The following is a 21,286-nucleotide window of genomic DNA, read 5'->3' on the forward strand; positions in this document are numbered from 1 at the left end:
AGTTGCGCTTTGGTTAAAAAAACTTTTTCTGCCCTGCTGTATCCCTGCCCCGATACTCTAGAAGATACAATATGTATGTTCTACTAACTATTGTTAATGTTGGGTGGCTACGGGAATCAGTATAGCATAGAGGCATTCCAAACGTCATTAAACAATATTTGCTAAGTTCATAAACAAATATTGCATACTAAATGTGATTTTTTTGTTGACCAACATTCGAGCTAATAAGTATATACCCACATTGCAGCAGGGTTAACACGTTCCCGGATAATGATTGACATAAAGAAAGGCTACTGAGATCAACTCAGCAGCCTTACCTTCAATTCAGTATATCCAGGGCTAACGAATCTTCATCGATAGCTGTATTAACTCCTGGCGCTTCTCAGGGCTTGCATTTACATTCTCATACATGGCATCAATCGCCGCGCGGTTCTCACGGTAGGTCTTCTCATGCTTGATGGTGCTATGGGACCAATCGATCAAAGCATTCTCAGCAATAACAAGTTCATTATAAGCATCATGGAAGCCAGTTGCTTGGACAAGCTCTTCCATTACCTCCTGAGTGATCTCCTGCAGAGCCCGCTTCGCTGCAATTTCCTTTTCCATAACCTTTGCTCTATTCTCAAACATATTCTTTGCTTTCGTGTAATCCAATTGTGCTTTTGATAAAATCGGTTTCATCGATGGCTTTCACCTTTCACGTAAAAATGGTTTCTTTGACATTGTAACGCAAATGGGAGCAGATTACAAAGATGTCCGAATGGTAATTTAACCTGAATAAGGTTTTTACTCTGGGACTGTTACTGCCTAGCTCAGGGTTTTAGGGAAAATTGTAGTGCTTTTCTTCAAAAGCTCCACAGCTATTTTACCAGCCTCAGCTCTTGTCATATTGGCTTTAGGATTAAAGTTGTACGAAGCCTTCTTTTGTCCCGTAGTGGTCACTTCAGCCCCATTCATAATTTTAGCCTTTGACACGGCCTGAACTGCGGCTAATGCATAGGACTCTATCTTACCGGAATCCAGGAAGGACTTGGCTACTGCATCCTTTAATTTCTGATCATTAACCGGCAGCTTCAGCTTGAGTGCTCTGGCAATCATCACAGCTGCTTGCTCACGCGTAATCGGTTGATCTGGACCAAATACCCCATCGGTAAGTCCAGTCACAATTCCGGCTCTGGATGCTGTCTCAATATGTTCATAATCCCAGGTTACTGAACTGGCCCCTGGAACCAAATCTGAATAGGTCTTATTACTATCGTAGTTAAGCGGCAGATTCAAGCCCTTAACAAGCAGGGTCGCGAACTCTCCTCTTGTTGTCTGATCGTCTGTGCCAAACTGTTCAAAACGAAGATTATTCATGATCCCCTTGGAATACAGGGCATTAAGAATGTTCCGGGCCCATTGGTGATTCGTAATATCGTTATAGCCACGGCTCATTTTCATAACCTTGTAATAACCAAATTCATCAAACGGAACACTGATTGTATGCTTGTTGGTATCCACAGTACCACCAATATTCACCCATTCACGGTTGGAGTTATATTGGAATACAGTTACAACGGTCCCCGCATCGTCAACGACATTGGAGTCAAAGGCCAGGGTTAGTTTCCCCCGCTTGGACGGTGTGATCTTGCGTTCTGCCGGAGTCTGCGGATCACCGAACAAACCATCTACAGAATATGGAGCCAGGCCATTCGTTGCAGGAATGTACCCTCCAGTCGATACTGTACCCAATTCGCCCAAGCCTCCGCTAATCCAGTACACATCGGATATTCTTACGAAGTTACTGCTCTCATATGGAGAACTGAAACGAAGTGAGAATTCATCGGGAATGGTCCAGTTAGGAATTCCGCTCTCTTCAAATGTTACCGGGAAGCCGATGACATTGCCATAATCGTTACGGCGTTCGACCACACCTGTTGTCGGTTCAGCAATACCGAAGCGAAGTTTGGTATCAGGATAGAACTTCTTCAGATTGCGTGTATCTGTACTTTGCATTACAGTCCCTTTCGGGAAGGTCAATTCTAGCTTTTTATTAAATACACTGTATTTGTCCGCTACCTTAGGCGCCATGTATTGCGAATCAACTGCTACAGTGCCCGTATAGAATATTGAGATAGTATCTGTACTTGTACTGCTTCCTCTGACAATTTGAATTTTGATGCTGTTTGCCTTATCTGGCTTCAAGCCTACGTAATCCAGAACGAACCTGCCCGGTCCCAGATCCGTTCGCTTAACGGCCTGCTCTTTGTCAATAACTACACTTGTAGCTCCCTCAGCCTCAATATCAAAATGAACAAAGTTCTTGTTCACAACATACTGAGTCCCTACAGAGGGCTGAGGAGACAGAATGCGGTAAGCACTGACCTCCCGGATCAGCTCCAGTTTCTGACTAGTCTTGGCACCCGTGCTGTTGATCAGTTCCAGCGTATAGATGTAGGTTCCCGGTGTATCATTGGTGAGATCCTGAATCCGCATTACGAAATCCTTCTGACTGCCGGCAAAGCTGGTAGTATAACGTTGATCCGCAAACACCGGGCTTGCTGTATTAGCAGCACTGGCGTTAGCCGGAATATCAAGCGACAATATATTTTTGGTACCCATGTTCAGATTCAGCTTCACTGCCCCGCTGCCTCGCAGCACCAAATCATAGGTTTTCAGACTAGTTGTATACTTTGTATCATTATAAATAAAATCAGGTGTCAAATTGAACAGCTTCGTGAGCAGTACATCCGTTGGTCCAAAATTAGCGTCCGGGAATGTAGGTCTTCCTGTGCCTAAGGCCGGCTGGAATTTGCTGATGGTTGATACATTCTCATCAAGAATATAGACACGCAGTTCCTTGCGGACCTCACGAACCTGTCCTTTTTCATCTACCCCTGTTCCTGTCAGGACAATTTTGTTCTCCCCGAATACAATAGGGCCTGCACTTGCATCAATTTTTAAATCTACAGAAAAAGCACCATCACTTGGATTTGGCCACTTCTCTGTTCCTGTAGGTTTTATTTTCAACCCATTCACATACATTTCAGCCAGGAAGTAGCTGCTACCCAGATTAAAGTCGATATATTGTCCCTTTACGTTCAATACTTTGCTCTCGCTGGAGTTAATTACATAAGTCTGCCCATCCGTAAGGTTGGATACATAAATGTAGCTCTTCGAGGCAAAAGAAATATTAACATCCTTGTTTGAGGATGAGCCATCTATCTTGAACCGGACGGTCTGATTCCCGTTCTGGAAATCCGTAATTTTAAAGATATGTTCTGTTGGCGATACCGCCTTTATCCATTCCGGCGCTAAAACTCTGGTGGACAAAGGCAAATAGCTTGCAAGCAGCTTTACAGGAGTGGTTGTCATAGCTGTATTGGTTTTAACCAAGATATAGAATTCTCCAGAATCCACCTTAGCCCCATTCAGCGCTACTCCGGCAGGTACTGTCCCTGTTGTTCCGTTATATCCAGGCAGATACTTCATATCTGTAATTACAATGTTATTCTTCATATACTGAAAATCAATGGACCGGTTAACGGTCTTGGTTCCATACGCTACTGAAAGATTGTGCGTCTGCTTTTCTAAACGGTTGGCAGGTGTTGCATTATCCTTTGTTAAGGTCAAAGGGATTTTAAATGTTACCAGCCGATAAGCAGGCGAATCCTTAATTGGAGATGGCACCAAAATTTCACCATTGCCTACTTTTAACTCTACAGTACCACCACTTCCAAGGGTTAATCCTTCCCCATATTCAATAGCGGGTACTGCACTATCCAGCTTCACAACTGCCGAACCGCTGAAAGGCACTCCGGCATTGTCTGGAACCATCATCTGGACAAATAGGCTGGCAGTATCTTTATCCTCTGTCATCACTGGCTGATCACCGTACAAGAGGTCCTGCCCTTGACCGGTACTATCTCCTAAGTACATAGCGACTATTGGGTTCTTCTCATCATAATAGAAAATTGAATATTGAAAGCTGAGTGTGTCAGAACCATTCTGTACAACCAGCTTAAGGCTGTTCACCCCAGGCTTAAGCTCCATACGCTGGGAAAAGAAAGTGCCATCCTGCAATAATGATGTGCTTGAAGCAGTGCCATCATTAAGGGAAACCGTAACCTTGGTGGCATTCTGCGCTTTACCTTCAAGTGTGATTTCCTTGTTGGCTACGACTAACTGTGCGCCTTCATTTAGATTCAGCTTCTCTGATCCTCCAAGAACCTGAAGCTTCTCCACATAAGGAACCTTATCGAAGAGAACGTAAAATGCTTCTGAGCGGTCATTGCTGCCTTGCGATCCGGTCAATGTAATCCGGTTCATACCAGGATACAAGGTCAGATTGGCACTGAAACGGTTATCGGGGCTGTCAACATCCAGTTGGACCACTCCCGGTGTTACGTGTGTAGGATCTTCCAGCCATTTGTTGTTCTGCTGATCCCAATTTAATAATTGTACATTTGCTCCGAGTGTAGAACTGGTTACCTTTGTAAAGGTACCTGTAACTGTCAGGCTTGCATCTGTCACCTGCAATACATTATCTCTGGCAATTTGCAATGACGGCACTGAAGATGATGGAAGTAAAGTCAGATCAACCGTATTCCGAAGCTTTTGATTATCCGGTGTAAAGTAACTGGTCGGCTTATCTGCAGCCGCCGCAATATTCATAAGTCCCGGCGGGACTAAGGATACCAATAAAGCGAACAGAAGTGTCCAGATAAATGTTTTTTTCATGCGCTGCATGTCATTAACCTCTCCCTTTTGTTGATGATAATTATTTTATCGGTCCAGCAGCCCATAATATGAAGGACTCCGCCCAACTTTTCTGTAAGCGGCATCCAGATCTGCAATAAGACAAAAAAAAGAGCGTACCCTTATGGAAGGATACGCACCGATATTTAATGAAACAATTTGTGAATCGTATTCAGATTCAAAAGAAATTATAACTTACTGCCCCGCTCTTGCCCAACCTTCATCCGCATTCTCAAAAACAAATCAATCACCGGGCGCTTGGTCTTGCTGATGACGCCGGTGATCTCTGCGCCGATCTGCAGGAAGAAGAGCATGACGCAGATGACTACGAAGGTAACCCAGTTGGCTTCGTAGAGCGAAGCAGAGGTCTGGATGACTGCCAGGATACCGAAGAATGCGGCAATGCCGTAGATGATCAGTACCGTCTGGCGGTGGCTGAAGCCGAGCTCGCGCAGACAGTGATGGAGATGGCCTTTGTCCGGAGCGAAGATCGGCTTCTTCTGCAGCTTGCGCCGGACGATGGCGAAGAACGTATCCGATAACGGAACTCCGATAATCAGGAGTGGTGTGATGAATGAAACCACCGCAATCTGTTTGAAGCCGAGGAGTGCAAGCAGTGCCAGGCAGAAGCCCAGGAACAGCGAGCCCGTATCTCCCATGAAGATTTTGGCGGGATGGAAGTTGAAGAACAGGAATCCCAGTATGCTGCCCAGAAGCAGCAGACAGAGCAGGGCAACCATGGTGTTCCCCATCAGGAAAGCCATGACAGCAATCGTAGCAATGGCAATACCGGATACGCCTGCTGCAAGCCCGTCCAGCCCATCGATCAGGTTCACGGCGTTCGTGACGCCGACAATCCAGAAGATCGTCAGAGGGATGGCAATCCAGCTCTCTAAGGAAGAATAGCTATTATGAAAAGGAATATTTACGAAATCTACCGTGATGCCAAACCCGAAAACTACAATACAGGCAGCAGCAATCTGGCCCAGCAGCTTCACTTTGGCTGATAGCTCAAAACGGTCATCCAGACCGCCGATCAACACAATCAGGCCTCCGCCGCATAGCAGCGCTTTAATGAAATTAGCCTCCCGGGGAGTGAAGTCATACGGAATAATCGGTAATACGGCAAGCAGGCCTAACACAAACGCCAGAAATATGCCGAGTCCGCCAAGGCGGGGCATGATCTTCGTATGCACTTTCCGGGCATTTGGCACATCTGTCGCACCGATCTTAATGGCGAATTTCTTCACGAACGGCGTCAAAAGCAGTGCAAGCCCCATGCACACAACGAATCCAGCGATGTATATGATTAACATGTGAAAAGTCGACCTCCATTTCTCTACCGCATTGAATTATACGCTGAACCAAAAACAAATTCCAATACTGTTTTTAGGCGATACCACGGATTTTTTCAGTAAATTTCCTCATTTTACTGGTCTTTTGTCACTTTATCTTTCTCTCGTACCACTTTTACTGCGAATTTCGGCAGCGCAAGCATTCTTTTGTAACGTGTAGGTTCCTTGAGCAGCCGGTATAACCATTCTGCCCTTAATTTCTGGAAGGCCACAGGGGCACGGCGGCTCTTGCCGGAGATCACATCAAAGCTCCCGCCGACACCCATCATCACCGGGATCTGCAGCCGGGCTTTGTATTTGGCGATCCATGGCTCCTGGCTGTCCGCTCCTCTGGCAACAAAGAGCAAGTCAGGCTTCGCTTCAAGGATTCCGCCCACAATTTGTTCATCCTCTGCCGGACCAAAATACCCGTCATGATATCCTGCGATGACAATACCGGGATATCTTGTTTGTAACCGGGAAGCCGTCTCGCGAATCACCTCAGGGGTTGAACCGAGCAAATATACTCTCCAGTTATAGCTTTCGCCTTGGTGCAATAATTCATGTAAAAGATCAAAGCCCGCTACACGCTCAGCTACAGGCTCCTGACAATAATTCGCGGCCCACACCACTCCGGTTCCGTCAGGGACAACCAGCTCTGCTGATTTCATAATTTCCATATAAGATGGATTCTCCAGCGCCGCCATGACCATAATCGGATTGGCAGTAATTACCTGATGAGGCTCACGCTTATGAACCGCCTCTGTCAGATAGGAAACGGTGGTCTTCATATCCGCCTTGGATACTCGTATGCCAAAAATGGGTACTGTCGGTAATGCGCTATCTGCTTTCACTTGTCACTCATCCTTTACGGCCGAAATATTGGACAATTCGCCGGGCCGGTGCCTCTGCCTCTTGGGTGAGCGCGGCAATCAGCGGCTCCCGCTCCTGCTTCCATCGCTCCCCTGAGCTCAGCAGCTCCAGAAGCCCGGCAGCCACCTTGTCTGCCTCCAGTGTATCTGTCTTGCCTACCGGCTGACAATCCACCCGCCCAAGAAAATGATCAATCTTCGGATCATAAGAGACGCCCATCAGCGGAACACGCTGTCCCGCAGCATAGATAAGGCTGTGCAGCCGCATACCTATAAGCGCCTGGCACTGGCTTACCTCCCGCAGCATCTGCAGCGGATGAAGTGCATCCTCACGGATCGTTACCGATCCCCCATTGTCTTCTATATTCCGGCCCAGCTTCTGCATTACATAGCGGGAAGCCTCATTGTCTGCAGAATGATGGAAGGGCAGAAAGCGTACATGGAGCGGTTGCTCCGCAGAAGCCTTCACCAGGCCTTCAGCCAACGCGTCCAGCTCCTTACGGGACTGCTCCCAGAAGCGGACAGAGACACCTACAGTAGCGGGCACAACTTGCAGCCCGGAGCTATGTGTATGCCCAGCTACCGGATCTGCTCCTGTATGTTGTTCCGGCTTCATATCCTTAGGCAACTCCAGACCCATAACCGGGTCAGGTACTACCTCTACCTTATCAATAATAAGCCCCATAGACTGAAGCAGCAGGCGGGACTGTTCATCCCGCACGGAGATATAGGCACATTTCCGGAAAATCGATTTGATCAGCGGATGAAACAGCTTGCGGTTCACCGGGCCGATTCCCTGGGAATAGATAAATACCGGCTTCCCCATCCACTGGGCCAGCTTGATAATACCAAGGTAATACGGAATGGTCTTGCTGCTTGTAACATCCTGAAGCAGGCTGCCGCCGCCGCTGATCAGGCCCGCACTTTCTGATATTGCTCTGCGGACCTCTCCCAGCTTCATCCGGTGTACAGATTCCACCCCGTACGTGGCAGCCGTCCACTCCGGATCAATGGATAAGACCACAGGTGCAAGCGTTATTCCGGCGGCCTGGGACTGCTTGCGCAGAGCATTCAGAATCGACTGCAGAACGGCTTCGTCTCCGCTGTTGCGGAAGCCGTAGAAGCCGGAGATTACAATTTTTTGAGGAGTGGTGACCATCGTTTCCAACATCCTTCCGCAATCTGCCATACCCCAACAGCGATAATACCGATGATCAGGCCGAGTCCAAGACCCAGGAGTCCGCGGATCAGCGAGATCAGCACAGGTGAATGAATATGAGCAAAGGTATCCACCATAGACAACTGCCCAATAACAGCAATAATCATGATGAAGGCTGCACTCCGGTATTTATAGGCCAAGAATGCGCCGAGGATAAAGAGCGGATGCGCCAGCAGGAATTCCTTGTTACGCGGTCTTACCCCGACGGTATTCTCCAGGAAGACCCGAAGGATTTTCTCCGGTGCACTTACACTTCCGGCATTCCCGGTCCGGCTCAAATAATACATCCCCACGATACCGATCACACCGGCGGCAATGACCATAGCGAGTGTAATCGGCGTCCGCAGCAGCTTACCTGTCTTGTTAAAGGCAAACTCTCCACGGTACAAAAGCACATACAGTGCAGTAAGCCCGATCGGGGCCAAATGCAGCAGACTTACCCCGCGGAACTGTTCCAATACCAGGGCATAGGTAATATTATTCAGCAGCGCAATGACGAAAGGCACCGCACTGAAGGTGATTAAAGCGGTTTTGACATACAGGACGAGACTATGGGTCAGACGGCGGCGCGGGCTCATTACGGCAAAGGTTAACGGATTGGCGCGTAAAGGAGGGCCCATCTCATTAATTTTGCGGATAGCCAGCACTATAGCCAGGGTAGGAGCACTTATGGCTACGGCAAGCGCAAGCGCCTGTTCAAATAATGCCGGCTTCAGAACCAGCAGTCCTGCACTTCCAACCAGTCCAAGCACCCATACAGGCAGAGTAAGCCAAGGGATGAAGTAGGAGAACAGCAGCGCAACCATAGCCACCGCCCCGATTACCGCAATCAGCTTGAAGTAACGCTGGAAGGAGGAATCGCTCACATCAAAGGCTGTAGCTTGTCCAATCTTGAAGCCGTTCGCCTCAATCTTGGCTACCGCACCCTCAGGTCCGCTGAGACTCTCAATCAGGTTATCCAGCGTATCTGTGATAGCAGCCTTCTTAGTGTCTCTGGAAGGAATCGTATTCAGATAGATCATACGGATATTGCGGTCTTTGGTGCCCAGCGCGAACCGGTCTGCGATCACTTCAGTCTTCAGGCTGGAATCCGCCTCACTGAGTGAATACAGGCGCGCCACGTTGTAATCCAGCATATAGGCCAGCTTGGAGAAGCCCTTCTGTTGAACCTTAATATTCTCGATTGCCGCAATTCCCATCCCGTGCTGCTTCAGGAGATCGGCGAAGACGGTCAGACTGCCCGTATCCGCATCATCGGAGTACCCTTTGACAGACTCTCCTTCAAAAAGAATCCGCTTGACGCCAAGCTCGGCGTAACGGTCCAGCAGCTTCTTCACGGCATCCTGATTGTATGCCAGAGAGTCTACAAGCCGGGGCACAATGTTGAAGCCCTTCCCGTGCAGCATTTCCAGTGTAATCGGGTCCGGCTGCAGCGGCTTGAGCGTTGCATCCTCCAACGGCGTCTGGATGATCAGCCCCTGCTGGCCGCGGTAGTTCCATTCTTCCGTCCGGATGTCCAGTCTGCTGAAGGCATCGCGGATAACCGGTGAGAGCATTTCACTGTTCTTCGCACTGGTAAAGAGGACATATGTATAGTTCTCATTCTCCGGAATCACAGTATCGGTAAGATTGGCGATATCAGACGCTCCCCAGATCATCAGGCGGCGCGCCTTGCGGAAATCCTCCAATGTATTTTCATAGATAGCCATACTCTGAACACCGGCTGCCTTCAGCCGGTCTAACTGCTCGTTGATATAATCCTGCGGGTTCTCCCGGTAGCTCGCAACCTCAACCAGATCGCGGTAATCAAAGACAAACTCAACCGATTTGGAAGACTTCTCTGTCTGTAGACGGTCGTATACGACCGGAAGTGCACCGATCAGTCCTATCACCATAATGATCCATAACCACTTGCGTGATGCTATATTCCAGCGTTGCCATTTCTGCTGCACCAAAGTACCTCCTCTTTCACTTTAAAGCTGATTGCCTTACATCACAGCTGCCGACCCGACCCTCTTGCCACCGGCAAATTTAAGCGGAAACGGAGGTCTGTCCATCTGGAGCAGCTCCGTTTCCGCAGGGAAGTTATCTATTGCTTATTATTTCCCGTCTACCCGTGCCATAACCTGACTGGTCAATTCCGCAACCTTGTGCTTGGCGTTGTCCAGGGATTCACCCACCACGGCAAAATACACTTTGATCTTCGGTTCCGTGCCGGAAGGGCGCAGGCAGAACCACGAGCCGTCCGACAGCAGATATTTCAGCACGTTTTCCTTAGGCAGACCGTCCAGTCCCATGGAGTAGTCCAGCACCTGCGTTACGGATGCCCCGGCGATTTCGTGCGGCGGGCTGGTCCGCCAGTCATTCATGATCCCCTGAATCTGGGCCACTCCGTCCTTGCCCTTCAGCGTGCGGGATTCCAGGCTCTCCAGGAAGTATCCGAACTGTGCATACAGCTCTTGCAGCACATCGTACAGGGTCTTGCCCTGGGCCTTGTAATAGGCACCCGCTTCAGCGATCAGCATTGCAGCAAGGACTGCATCCTTGTCACGGGCATAGTTGCCGGCCAGATAGCCGTAGCTTTCTTCATATCCGAACAGATACGTATACTCGCCCGACTGCTCGAACTGGTTCATCTTCTCCCCGATATATTTGAATCCGGTCAGGGTGTTGAATACCGTAGCGCCATAATGGCTGGCTACAGCAGCGCCCATCTCACTGGTTACAATGGTCTTGACTACAGCGCCGTTAGCCGGCAGCTTCCCTTGTTCCTGTAAACGGCTCAGGAAATAATGAATCATGAGCGCGCCGGACTGATTCCCGGACAGCACTACAAATTCGCCTTCGTTGTCACGAACCACGGCACCCATACGGTCAGCATCCGGATCTGTACCGATCAGCAGATCCGCATTCAGCTCTTCGCCCAGCTTCATCGCCAGGGTGAAGGCTTCACGTTCCTCCGGATTCGGAGATTTCACGGTAGAGAATTCGGAATCCGGCTGTTCCTGTTCAGGAACTACATGTACCTGAGTGAAGCCGATCTTCTCCAGTACACGGCGGACCGGAAGATTGCCTGTCCCGTGCAGCGGTGTATAGACAATGGAGAAGTCACGGCCCAGCGAAGAGGCAATCTCTTCACGGCTGACACTTACCGCAGCAACCGTATCCGTAAATGCCTCGTCCGCTTCGGCCCCCAGCCAGTGCAGCAGGCCTGCACTCTCTGCAGCCTCCTGAGACATGCGCTTCACTCCGTTGAAGGAGTCCACATTCAAAATATTAGCAATAACCTTCTCCGCTTCATGCGGCACCAGCTGTCCGCCCTGGGCATTGTAGACCTTGTATCCGTTATATTCAGGGGGATTGTGGCTGGCAGTGATTACAATGCCTCCAGACGCCTTCAAATGACGGACGGTAAAGGATAACTGCGGCGTAGAACGCAGGGAAGAGAACAGGTGGGTCTCAATTCCGTTGCCGGCGAGTACAAGCGCAGCCTCCAGCGTGAATTCCGGCGAGAAGCGCCGGGAATCGTGGGCGATAACCACCGAGGGTCTGCCTTCTCCCGTATGCTGTCCCAGAATGTAATCAGCGAAGCCCTGAGTAGCCCGGCCGACTGTATAACGGTTCATCCGGTTACTGCCTGCTCCGATGACTCCGCGCAAACCGCCTGTACCAAATTCAAGATCTCTATAGAATCGCTCTTCCAGTTCCTTAGGTTCACCGGCAAGGGCCTTCAGCTCTTCTTTGGTGTTCTCGTCGACAGAAGGGTCCTGCAGCCAGCGTGTCAGGGTCTCCTGCGCCTTCGGGCTTAATCCAGTCATGTCAATCTCTCCTTCTCCATCTATAATATATAAGTTTATAACAGGAACTAGCTGAGTGCGAACATAATCTCGCCGGACGCTACCGTCTTGCCGTCCACCTTGGCAGTGGCTTGTCCTTTACCGATACTGCCTTTAAGCCGGGTAATCTCTACCTCAAGCACAAGGGTATCGCCGGGAACAACCTGTCCGCGGAAGCGGAAGCCGTCAAGCCCGGCCAGAAAACCGATTTTGCCCCGGTTAGCTTCTACGCCAAGAATAGCCACAGCGCCCACCTGAGCCAAGGCTTCCGTAATCAGCACACCCGGCATCACCGGGAAGCCAGGGAAGTGTCCGGCAAAAAACGGCTCATTTACCGTTACATTTTTGATGCCGACTGCCCGTTTGCCCATTTCTATTTCTGTAATTTTGTCCACCAGCAGAAATGGGGGCCGGTGGGGGATTATTTCTTGAATTTGATTGGTATTCAGCATGATTAATAAAGCTCCCTTCGGTTGTAACCGCGTCTATGAACCTCCGCCTACAGCAGCACTTTTGTTTTATTCTCCGCCGTCTCTGCATAAATATGGACAGCTTCGGCAAAAACTATAATCATCCTTCACCACCTGCAGCAGTGGAGGTTAAGATAAGGGGCTTTCTCCACCGCACGCGGCAGCATGGCGGAGAGGGCCCTTTTTGGCGCTCTTAGGGCACGCCATCATTATACATTTTTCAGTATAAAAAAGAAAACTCCCCTGCACAACAAGGGAGCCTCCGATATCGGTATGCCATAACACTTTAAGGTGCGAACACCAGATCATATACATGCTTCCACGTACTCCACAGGAGCACATCACTTAGTTCCTTTTTGCCGAGGATCACATACCCTACGACCAGCCCGCCTCCAAGTGCGGCAACCAGCAGCAATGGAATCAGGAACCACTGAATAATGGTCCAGGCCCTAATCCTGCGCCGCTTCACCGGCTGCTGCTGCTCCTCTTCTGCTTTCTGCGCAGTCTTAACCTTCTCACGACTCATTCCTTCACCTCACGCGCGCATGTTATTAGCCAGGCCCAGCATCTGGTCACTGGAGGACAGCGCCCGGGCAGCAAGCTGATACGTACGCTGAATCTGCATCATCTCCGTCATTTCCCGGCTCAGATCCACGTTAGAGGATTCCAGATAGCCTGAACGAACGCCTACATCCTTCGCTTCGCCCGCTGCTCTTTGCACGAATGCATCCCGAGTAGTCACACCCTCAGCTAATACATAGAAGTTACCATCCACAGCTTGCAAAGCATTCTTGCTGAGCGGCTCAACAATCATTAAGCTGCCTGCCAGGACAGGCGGCTGTTTCTCATCCGTCTTAGTCCACACCTGCCCGCGCTCATCAATAGCAGCACTTACATTAGCCCCTACGCTGAGCGGAGTACCGTTAGCACCCAGCACAGGATTGCCGGTATTGTCCACAAGAATCATCTTATCCTTATTGGCCGTATCCGGGGTGAAGTGGAAATTCCCCTGGCGGGTATATGCCGTTTCACCGTTCACCTGAACGCCGAACAATCCATTGCCTTGAAGCGCCAAGTCCGTAGGCTTCCCTGTCTCCTGGAGCGTGCCTTCCTCCCAATTACTTGACACTGTAGGCACACGCACACCAAAGCCGATATTGAAGCCCAGCGGCATGCTGCGCCCAGGCTGGTTATAATCCTTGGATTGCTGCTGTACACGGGTAAGCACATCCTCGAACGAGCCTTGCTTGCTCTTATAACCATTGGTATTCATATTGGCAATGTTATCCGCTATAATATCCAGCCGCTGCTGCAGACTGGCCATTGAGACAGAAGCACCGATTGTCGAGTTGTTCACAGGTCTAACCTCCTACTAGCTTGATAAGAAGAAACTGGCTTACACCATCAGTAATGGTCCATGCAGCCCGGCTATACCCGGCCGACTTCATTCACGGCCTTCTGCAGGCTGCTGTCGTAGAACTGGATCACTTTCTGATTCGCTTCATACGCGCGGTAAGCGGCGTTCATATCCACAGTGACCTGAGTGGCATCCACATTAGAGTTCTCAAGGTAGCCCTGGCGTACCTGCAGAATATCCGTTCCATTAGAAAAGCGGATGTCTGCGGCCTCGGCATCATCAGCATGGAAGACCCCGTTGCCGTCACGCACCAGCTCCTGCGGTCTTGTGACGACGCTGATTCCGATCCGGGTGCCTGAAGGCTGCCCGGTCCTATTATCAATCAAATTACCTTGCCCGTCCACTTTAAGGTTATCCTGGGGCCCTGTCAATCGCAGTGGATTGCCGTTACTGTCGAGCACCTTGAATCCGCCAGAACTAAGCACTTCCCCTGTAGGAGCAACTGTAAAGCTTCCGTTACGTGTATATAAATTATTGCCTTCATTATCTTGAACCGTAAAGAACGCCTGGGGCCGGTAAGTAACCTCGCCATCCGGACTGATATATTTCCCCGAGCCGTCAAAAGCAAGATTGGTACCCGGATTTTCCGGGTCTGGAACCTGCAGATCGGTAGACAGCGCAAAGTCTACGCTTTTGCCGCTCTCAATAAGGTCGCCCTGCAGGTATTGGGAGACGGACTGCTCGGCAAAAACCCCGGTATTGATCCGTCCGACAGTCTTAGCAGCGCCCCCGTTCATCGCGGTGACCAGCACCTCGGGAAAAGCGTGGCTGACACTGTCGACCTGCTTGTACCCCGTAGTATTTAAATTGACCAAGTTCTGCGTCGCCGTATCATGTCTGCGCTGCTGCGTCACCATTCCTGCTGCGGCTGTATATAATCCTCTGAGCATGAGGTCAGTCCCTTCCTGGAATCTGCTGTTCTCCCTTATTATCGGCAGGCTAGAACTTTTTCTTAACCACCTTGTCCAAATGATCCAGCATAATTCCCGTGCCCTTGACGACGCAGTGCATCGGATCTTCAGCCACCCAGACCGGAACATGCAGCTGTTCGGAGAGCAGCTCGTCCAGTCCGTTAAGCAGGGCGCCTCCGCCGGTCAACACCACTCCACGGTCAATAATATCTGCCGACAGCTCGGGAGGCGTACGCTCCAGCACCGACTTGGCCGCAGCCACAATCGACGAAACCGGGTCCCACAGCGCTTCCTTCACCTCGCCGGATGAAATGGTAAGAGTCTGAGGTAATCCGCTCACCATATCACGCCCGCGGATGTCCATCTCTGCCTTCATGCCGCCCGGACGTACCGAGCCGATGGTCACTTTGATATCTTCCGCCGTGCGTTCACCGATCAGTAGCTTATATTTCTGTTTAATATATCTTAAAATGGCATCGTCGAACTTGTCCCCTGCGATCTTAATGGAAGAGGCGGTAACGACGTCGCCCATAGACAATACGGCTACATCCGTCGTTCCGCCGCCAATATCGACGACCATATTTCCGCTAGGCTGATAAATGTCCATTCCTGCGCCAATGGCTGCAGCTTTGGGCTCTTCCTCCATGAAGACCTCTTTGGCCCCGCTGCGCTCTGCCGCCTCACGGATGGACTTCGTTTCCACAGATGTAATATTGGTGGGAGCACAAATCAAAATACGGGGCCGCGAATACCAGGTCCGGCCGCCAACGCTGTCAATAAAGTATTTGAGCATCATTTCCGTAATGGCAAAGTCGGCGATTACCCCGTCACGGAGCGGACGAATCGTCGTTATATTTCCAGGTGTCCGCCCGACCATCCGGCGTGCCTGTTCACCAACCGCAAGGACCCGCTTCGTATCACTTTCAAGTGTGACCACGGAAGGTTCATCCAGAACGACTCCCCTTCCCTTGACATGAATGAGCACGTTGGCTGTGCCGAGATCGATTCCGATATCCTTGCTAAGCATAATGAAAGAGCCCCCAAAGTGTTATTTTAAATGAGAAAAGAAGATTGTACCAAATTTAAAAATACCATACTTTAGGGGGTGAGTACAATGGACTAAACCTGAATTATGGCGCGAAAATCCGAAAATCTTATGGCTTTGAGGCTACGGCAACCTCACGCTTCTTACCTGTCGTTTTCTTATATTTAATTTTTGTGGCTTCTCCCCCCCGAAGATGACGGATGGACTTGTGATATTCGAGAATGTGCTTCACCTGATCAGCCAGATCCGGATTGATTTCCGGCAGCCGTTCGGTTAAATCTTTATGCACCGTGCTTTTTGAAACGCCAAATTCCTTGGCTATGGTCCGGACCGTGTGCCTGGTTTCCACGATGCAGCGTCCGATTTTAATGGTACGTTCCTTGATGTAATCGTGCACGCTCCCGCCTCCCAACTGTGAATAGTTTGGTACATTATATGAGGGGCGGGCCTATATATTCGCGCTTTCAGGACATGACAAGCTCAGGAAGGCTCATTTTATTTGTCGGACAACCCAATTCACTGCATTTCACGGCCCCATTTCCAGAATAGAACCTGCCGGACTGTCCATTTCAGGTAGAAAAAAAACAGGAGGCTTCCGCCCCCTGCTGATCATTCGGCTTAGCGCTGCGGAAGCAGATCCGAAGGATTCACAATCTTGCCGTCCTCATGCACTTCAAAGTGCACATGGTTGCCAAGACCCTTCTCCATCTCATTGCGTCCCGCTGTAGCCAGTGTATCGCCCTGCTTCACTTCGTCGCCCTGCTTCACTTTGGTTTCACCCAGACTCTGATAGACCGTCTTCAAATCACCAGGGGAGGTAATCTCGATTACCTTACCCAGTACAGCAACATCTTCCACTCTGGTGACTTCACCGCTGAGTGCCGCCTTCACATCAAACGTCTTGTTGTCCTCACGGGCAATATCAATTCCGGTGTTGGTGACAAAGGTATTGTTGTACTGCACCATCGCCGCAATATGATTCTCTTCCGTGCCGTTCTCATCGTAGTACGGTTTGACCACTTCCACTTCACTCGGGCTTGCTACAGGCCAGACCAGGCTTTCGGCTGATGCGACAACTTCCAGGGCTTCGGGATCACCGTTTGCGGCTCCGGTTTTGCTGCCGGCCTCACCTTGGGATACTACCGCGGCGTTGTCGGGATTCAGCGGCTTCTGGCCGGCATCCTGATAGACCCACACCAAGGTTAGTATAAGTGCCGCTGCCGCCGTGTAGACTGCCGGGAATACCCACCGTTTGGATAACAGTCTGCTCCATGAAGAAGGCTTGGCGCCTGAATCTCCCTGCTTGTTTTTGAGAGATTCATCATGGGTTGATTTGATTTTGTCTTGTTCATTCATATGGTTATCACCTCAGTAACCAGTGTTACCGGGCGCTTCGCTTTTATACGTATCTTGCAGATTATTTTTTCAGGAGAGTTGAGATTCCGGTAAAAGAGACCCCGCTGTAGTAGTGTTTGAGAATCTGGGTCGCGGTCTTGCCCTCTTTCGCCATTCCGTTCGCCCCCCACTGGCTCATGCCGACACCGTGGCCGTTACCATACGTGGTGATCTGCACCTTCCCCGCTTGGCGCTTCCAGGTGAACTGGCTCGAGCGCAGCCCCAGCTTCTCTCTCACTTCCCGCCCGGTAAACACCTTCCCACCGATAGAGATCTGTTTGATCCGGTGGCCGGCTGTAAGCGACAGCACCTCCGCTGGCAAACTGGTGGAGGATTGAGCGGAGACCGGCACTGCCTTGCCCGAAGCTCCCAGACTGGCTGCTACCGGAAGGTCCTTGGTTCCAAGGCCCAGCTTGCTGCTCAGCTCCGAATTGCTGAAGGTGTAGCTTACCGCCAGGTTCGGGGTGATCTGCAGCTCCCACGGGCTGGCTACACTGCGCAGGTAGGGAACCGCATCATTCCAGTACTCCTCGGAGTTCTCCGTATACCCTCCGCTGGAGGCGAAGAAGGAAGCCGTGATCGGCTGCCCCTGATAGGTCATTATGGTCCCGCGCGTCTCCAAGACCGCGCGGCGGATCTTCGCCAGGCCGGCGCGCTTGCTGCCGGACGCCCAGTCCCGTTCCAGCACGGCCTGGGATACGTAAGCCTGATGGCTTACCGTATCGCTCACATCCGCTTCGTGAACGGGGACCCCGCTGTGGTCGCCGGCGGCCAGACGGCGGGCAATGAACGTGCGGGCCGCTACGGCCTGCGCCTTGAGCGCTTCGAGCTCAAATTCGGCCGGCATCTCGGCCGCCAGTACGCCGCTGACGTATTCCTCCAGCGGCAGGGTCTCTATTTGTCCGCTGCGCGACAAATAGACGGAGACCTCCGGCTGCGGCGCCTCTGCGGCAGCCGTTGCCGGCGGCGCCGGAGCGGCCGTGGCCTGCGGCACGGCCGGGGGCGCCGGCGGCTGTTGTCCCCCGCGCTGCGGGACAACGGCCAGCGGCAGCAGTAGCGCCGCCAGCAGGGGCGCTGCCAGCCAGGCGGCGGGGGCCAGCCGCCGCAGCGGGTGTGCGCCGCGCCGCCGCACGCGCGCTACGCTGCGCGGACGCTTCAGAATGCGCCGCAGGTTGATTAACTCTTTCATTTCTATGGCTCCTTCCGTAAGCACCGGTGATTCTTATAGATATGAATTTGCGGCACCTGCTAGAACGGGATTTTGAGAGAAAGAGAGTTGCGGAATCCCCCGGAACATATAAGGTAAATTTCCCAAGTGGAAACGGCTTTGCCGTCCTTTTAAAGGACGGTACCGTTTCAGCGAGAAATAGAAGGATAATTTATCGTGTGCAACATATAAACTCTTATATTTCAAAAAAGGACCAGCCGCTTAGCGGCTGGTCCTCATATTTTTAAGAATAACTATTATACCCAAGACGGCTGAATCTGGAAACGGGGTCTGATCTCTTCGGCTTTGGAGGATTCGCTTCTGGCCGGTTCAGGCTTAAGTGCTTCTTCCTTCGCAGCAGGAGCAGCCGACTCTTCCATGGAAATCCGCCATATGTCCGCACCAAGTCCTGACAGCTTCTCAGCCAGGTGCACATACCCGCGGTCAATGTGATGCGTTCCGCTAACTTCTGTTGTGCCTTCCGCCACAAGTCCTGCCAAAATAAGCGCAGCTCCTGCACGCAGGTCCGTAGCACATACCTTAGCGCCGACCAGACTGGCATTGCCGGTCACGATTGCAGAACGGCCCTCAATCTTGATCTCCGCGTTCATGTTGTGGAATTCATCCACATGCATGAACCGGTTCTCGAAGACGGTCTCTGTCACTACGCTGGTTCCTTCCGAGCGGAGCAGCAGCGCCATCATCTGTGACTGCATATCTGTCGGGAATCCCGGGTAAGGTAATGTCTTGAGATCGACAGCCTTCAGCGGCTTGTCGCTGATGACACGGACTCCGTTCTCATCCGGGATAATCGTAACGCCCATTTCCTCCATCTTGGCAATCACCGGACCCAGATGGTCGGCAATAGCTCCCTCAACATACACATCACCGCCTGTAATCGCCGCTGCCGCCATGTAGGTTCCAGCTTCGATCCGGTCAGGAATGACATGATGTCTTACGCCATGCATACGCTCTACGCCTTCAATCCGGATTACTCCGGTTCCGGCTCCGCGCACAATGCCGCCCATCCCGTTCAGGTAATTGGCAAGGTCGACAATCTCCGGCTCCTTCGCCGCATTCTCAATCACTGTGGTGCCTTCGGCAAGCGCGGCAGCCATCATTATATTTTCGGTCGCACCTACGCTGGCCACATCCAGGTAAATCTTAGCGCCGCGCAGTCTCCCGTTACTTTTCGCATCAATATAGCCCTGGCCCAGACTAATCTCGGCCCCAAGCGCTTCAAAACCCTTCAAATGCTGGTCAATCGGCCTAGTTCCAATGGCACAACCGCCAGGCAGAGAAATACGAGTATGCCCCATACGGGACAGGAGTGGGCCCATAACCAGGAAAGAAGCCCTCATTTTGCGTACCCATTCATATGGTGCTTCACAGGAAGTAATATTAGTGGCATCTACTTCAATCACATCGTTCTGGTATGTAATACCTGCACCCAGAGATTCCAATACCTTGTTAATCGTCATTACATCGTCTAACGGAGGTGCGTCCACAATGACGCTGACTCCTTCTTCTGCCAATAGAGAGGCGGCTATGATCGGTAGTACGGAATTTTTTGCGCCGCTGACTTTCACGCTCCCGGTCAATCTGTTGCCACCGCGGACGATAAATTTGCTCATTTCGGTTTCCCTCCGCGTCCATTATTTCTGAAATTAATTTTGAGGTTAAAATTCGTCTGTTAAGATATTGAATATTCCGCCATTGCGTCTTAGGTGCAGATTCCTTGCTTAACTTCAGTGTTGACATAATAAAACCTTATTATTCGACACTTTTTTCACTATGTTGGCCTATACAGATATAACCAAAGCCGCTGCCGTTAAAACATCCGTGCGATAAGTCCGCTCCAGCCCAGGTAATCAAGCAGGAACCCGGCCACGAAGTGACCCAGAACAATCGCCAAGAGCAGGTGCAGCAGTCTGCCCTGAGGGCTCTTGGGATATCTTATGACCAAATCCAGCTTAAGGTTCTGAAGTGCCCACCAGGATAATGCAACACAGATCAAAGAGATAATCATCGAAATCATATTGCTGGTGCCGATCGCACCCGACAACTCAGCGGATAAGCGTGTGTTCATATTAGCCCCCTGTGTTAGGTACTCGGAAATCGACTCTTATATCATACTTGTGCAGGGGAAAAGAATCCAGTACTTTTACGAAATTTTAAACAATTGGGTCTTTATATGCAGATCTGATGACGATATGTTCATAATCTGCTAGATTTGCGCTAGCTAAATTCCCCCACAAAGTGGGCTTTAGCTTCGATGATGACTCAGGTACTTTGCGGGGGCCCCAAAACATATAAATTCTAAAAAAAGCAGTCAAGCCCAGGGCTTGACCGCTTATCTGCTACTGTTGTCCTTTGCCGGTCGAAACTTTGATCCGCGTTACAGCACGCTGCAATGCCAGCTCCGCACGGCGGTGATCGATCTCATCCTGCTTGCTTTGCAGCTTAAGGCGGCGCTCAGCCCGCTCCTTAGCCGCTTCAGCGCGCTCCACGTCAATATCCCGGGGCAGCTCAGCACTTTCAGCCAGCACCGTTACCTTATCTTTGTGCACTTCAACGAAACCGCCATGCACAGCGATGGAGACTGTGACGCCGTCCGCCTTAACGCTAAGCGGAGCAACCTGAAGCGGGGTGACGAGCGGAATATGTCCCGGGAGAATCCCCAGTTCACCATTCACACCGCGTACCGTCAGACTGTTCACTTGCTTGGAGTAGACCAGATGCTCCGGAGTAACTATTTCGAGCAAAAAGGTATTCACTTCCATTCCTCCTCAAAGCTTTACAGAATAAAGCCCGATCCCCCAGCATAAGCATGCTTAGGG

General features: G+C 50.9%; 18 protein-coding genes. All 18 read right to left on the reverse strand.

Translation table 11 applies throughout. From position 1 onward, the window contains the following. Positions 1 to 339 precede the first annotated feature (339 nt). The gene (locus tag NST69_RS28710; RefSeq protein ID WP_036721689.1) at positions 340 to 681 is read right to left on the reverse strand and encodes a hypothetical protein; all 342 of its coding nucleotides are present in this window, start codon (positions 679 to 681) and stop codon (positions 340 to 342) included. 126 nt (positions 682 to 807) lie between these two features. Continuing rightward, entirely contained in the window at positions 808 to 4,731 is a 3,924-nt protein-coding gene (locus NST69_RS28715; RefSeq protein WP_036721691.1) for an S-layer homology domain-containing protein, read from the reverse strand. A gap of 197 nt (positions 4,732 to 4,928) precedes the next feature. Beyond that, a complete protein-coding gene (locus NST69_RS28720) occupies positions 4,929 to 6,056 on the reverse strand; it encodes an MraY family glycosyltransferase (protein WP_036721693.1) in 1,128 nt (375 codons plus the stop codon). Between the two features lie 113 nt (positions 6,057 to 6,169). Further along, entirely contained in the window at positions 6,170 to 6,928 is a 759-nt protein-coding gene (locus NST69_RS28725) for a WecB/TagA/CpsF family glycosyltransferase (RefSeq protein ID WP_036721695.1), read from the reverse strand. 7 nt (positions 6,929 to 6,935) lie between these two features. Next, positions 6,936 to 8,105: a polysaccharide pyruvyl transferase CsaB gene (gene csaB, locus NST69_RS28730; RefSeq protein WP_036721697.1), complete on the reverse strand. Its 1,170-nt coding sequence runs from the start codon at positions 8,103 to 8,105 to the stop codon at positions 6,936 to 6,938. Next, the gene (locus tag NST69_RS28735; RefSeq protein ID WP_036721699.1) at positions 8,078 to 10,117 is read right to left on the reverse strand and encodes a DUF5693 family protein; all 2,040 of its coding nucleotides are present in this window, start codon (positions 10,115 to 10,117) and stop codon (positions 8,078 to 8,080) included. The genes csaB and NST69_RS28735 overlap by 28 nt, the downstream gene beginning before the upstream one ends. Positions 10,118 to 10,264: 147 nt before the next feature. Next, entirely contained in the window at positions 10,265 to 11,983 is a 1,719-nt protein-coding gene (locus tag NST69_RS28740) for a phospho-sugar mutase (protein WP_340957557.1), read from the reverse strand. A 47-nt stretch (positions 11,984 to 12,030) separates the two neighbouring features. Further along, on the reverse strand, positions 12,031 to 12,453 hold the full coding sequence (gene fabZ, locus NST69_RS28745; protein WP_209988942.1) for a 3-hydroxyacyl-ACP dehydratase FabZ: 423 nt from the start codon (positions 12,451 to 12,453) through the stop codon (positions 12,031 to 12,033). Between the two features lie 304 nt (positions 12,454 to 12,757). Beyond that, entirely contained in the window at positions 12,758 to 12,997 is a 240-nt protein-coding gene (locus NST69_RS28750) for a DNA-directed RNA polymerase subunit beta (protein WP_036699259.1), read from the reverse strand. 9 nt (positions 12,998 to 13,006) lie between these two features. Continuing rightward, complete coding sequence (locus NST69_RS28755) at positions 13,007 to 13,828, reverse strand: flagellar hook-basal body protein (protein WP_340957552.1); 822 nt, start codon at positions 13,826 to 13,828, stop codon at positions 13,007 to 13,009. Between the two features lie 71 nt (positions 13,829 to 13,899). Then, on the reverse strand, positions 13,900 to 14,778 hold the full coding sequence (locus NST69_RS28760; protein ID WP_340957550.1) for a flagellar hook-basal body protein: 879 nt from the start codon (positions 14,776 to 14,778) through the stop codon (positions 13,900 to 13,902). 49 nt (positions 14,779 to 14,827) lie between these two features. Further along, positions 14,828 to 15,826: a rod shape-determining protein MreB gene (gene mreB / locus NST69_RS28765; RefSeq protein ID WP_036699265.1), complete on the reverse strand. Its 999-nt coding sequence runs from the start codon at positions 15,824 to 15,826 to the stop codon at positions 14,828 to 14,830. 127 nt (positions 15,827 to 15,953) lie between these two features. Beyond that, positions 15,954 to 16,241: a sporulation transcriptional regulator SpoIIID gene (spoIIID, locus tag NST69_RS28770; RefSeq protein ID WP_019915029.1), complete on the reverse strand. Its 288-nt coding sequence runs from the start codon at positions 16,239 to 16,241 to the stop codon at positions 15,954 to 15,956. A 221-nt stretch (positions 16,242 to 16,462) separates the two neighbouring features. Further along, positions 16,463 to 17,200, reverse strand: coding sequence for a M23 family metallopeptidase (locus NST69_RS28775; RefSeq protein WP_339251872.1), 738 nt, complete (start codon positions 17,198 to 17,200; stop codon positions 16,463 to 16,465). A 61-nt stretch (positions 17,201 to 17,261) separates the two neighbouring features. Further along, positions 17,262 to 18,428: a stage II sporulation protein D gene (spoIID, locus tag NST69_RS28780; RefSeq protein ID WP_342547765.1), complete on the reverse strand. Its 1,167-nt coding sequence runs from the start codon at positions 18,426 to 18,428 to the stop codon at positions 17,262 to 17,264. Between the two features lie 275 nt (positions 18,429 to 18,703). Beyond that, on the reverse strand, positions 18,704 to 20,080 hold the full coding sequence (murA, locus tag NST69_RS28785; RefSeq protein WP_339251876.1) for a UDP-N-acetylglucosamine 1-carboxyvinyltransferase: 1,377 nt from the start codon (positions 20,078 to 20,080) through the stop codon (positions 18,704 to 18,706). 197 nt (positions 20,081 to 20,277) lie between these two features. Then, positions 20,278 to 20,535 (reverse strand): DUF1146 family protein, encoded by a 258-nt coding sequence (locus tag NST69_RS28790; RefSeq protein ID WP_209868443.1) that lies wholly within the window; start codon positions 20,533 to 20,535, stop codon positions 20,278 to 20,280. A 271-nt stretch (positions 20,536 to 20,806) separates the two neighbouring features. Beyond that, positions 20,807 to 21,223 carry a F0F1 ATP synthase subunit epsilon gene (locus tag NST69_RS28795; protein ID WP_036699230.1) on the reverse strand — a complete coding sequence of 139 codons (417 nt, stop codon included), beginning with the start codon at positions 21,221 to 21,223 and terminating at the stop codon, positions 20,807 to 20,809. Between the last annotated feature and the right edge of the window lie 63 nt (positions 21,224 to 21,286).

Origin of the sequence: Paenibacillus sp. FSL P2-0089 (genome assembly GCF_038595095.1) — a bacterium.
Lineage (GTDB): Bacteria > Bacillota > Bacilli > Paenibacillales > Paenibacillaceae > Paenibacillus_AQ > Paenibacillus_AQ silagei.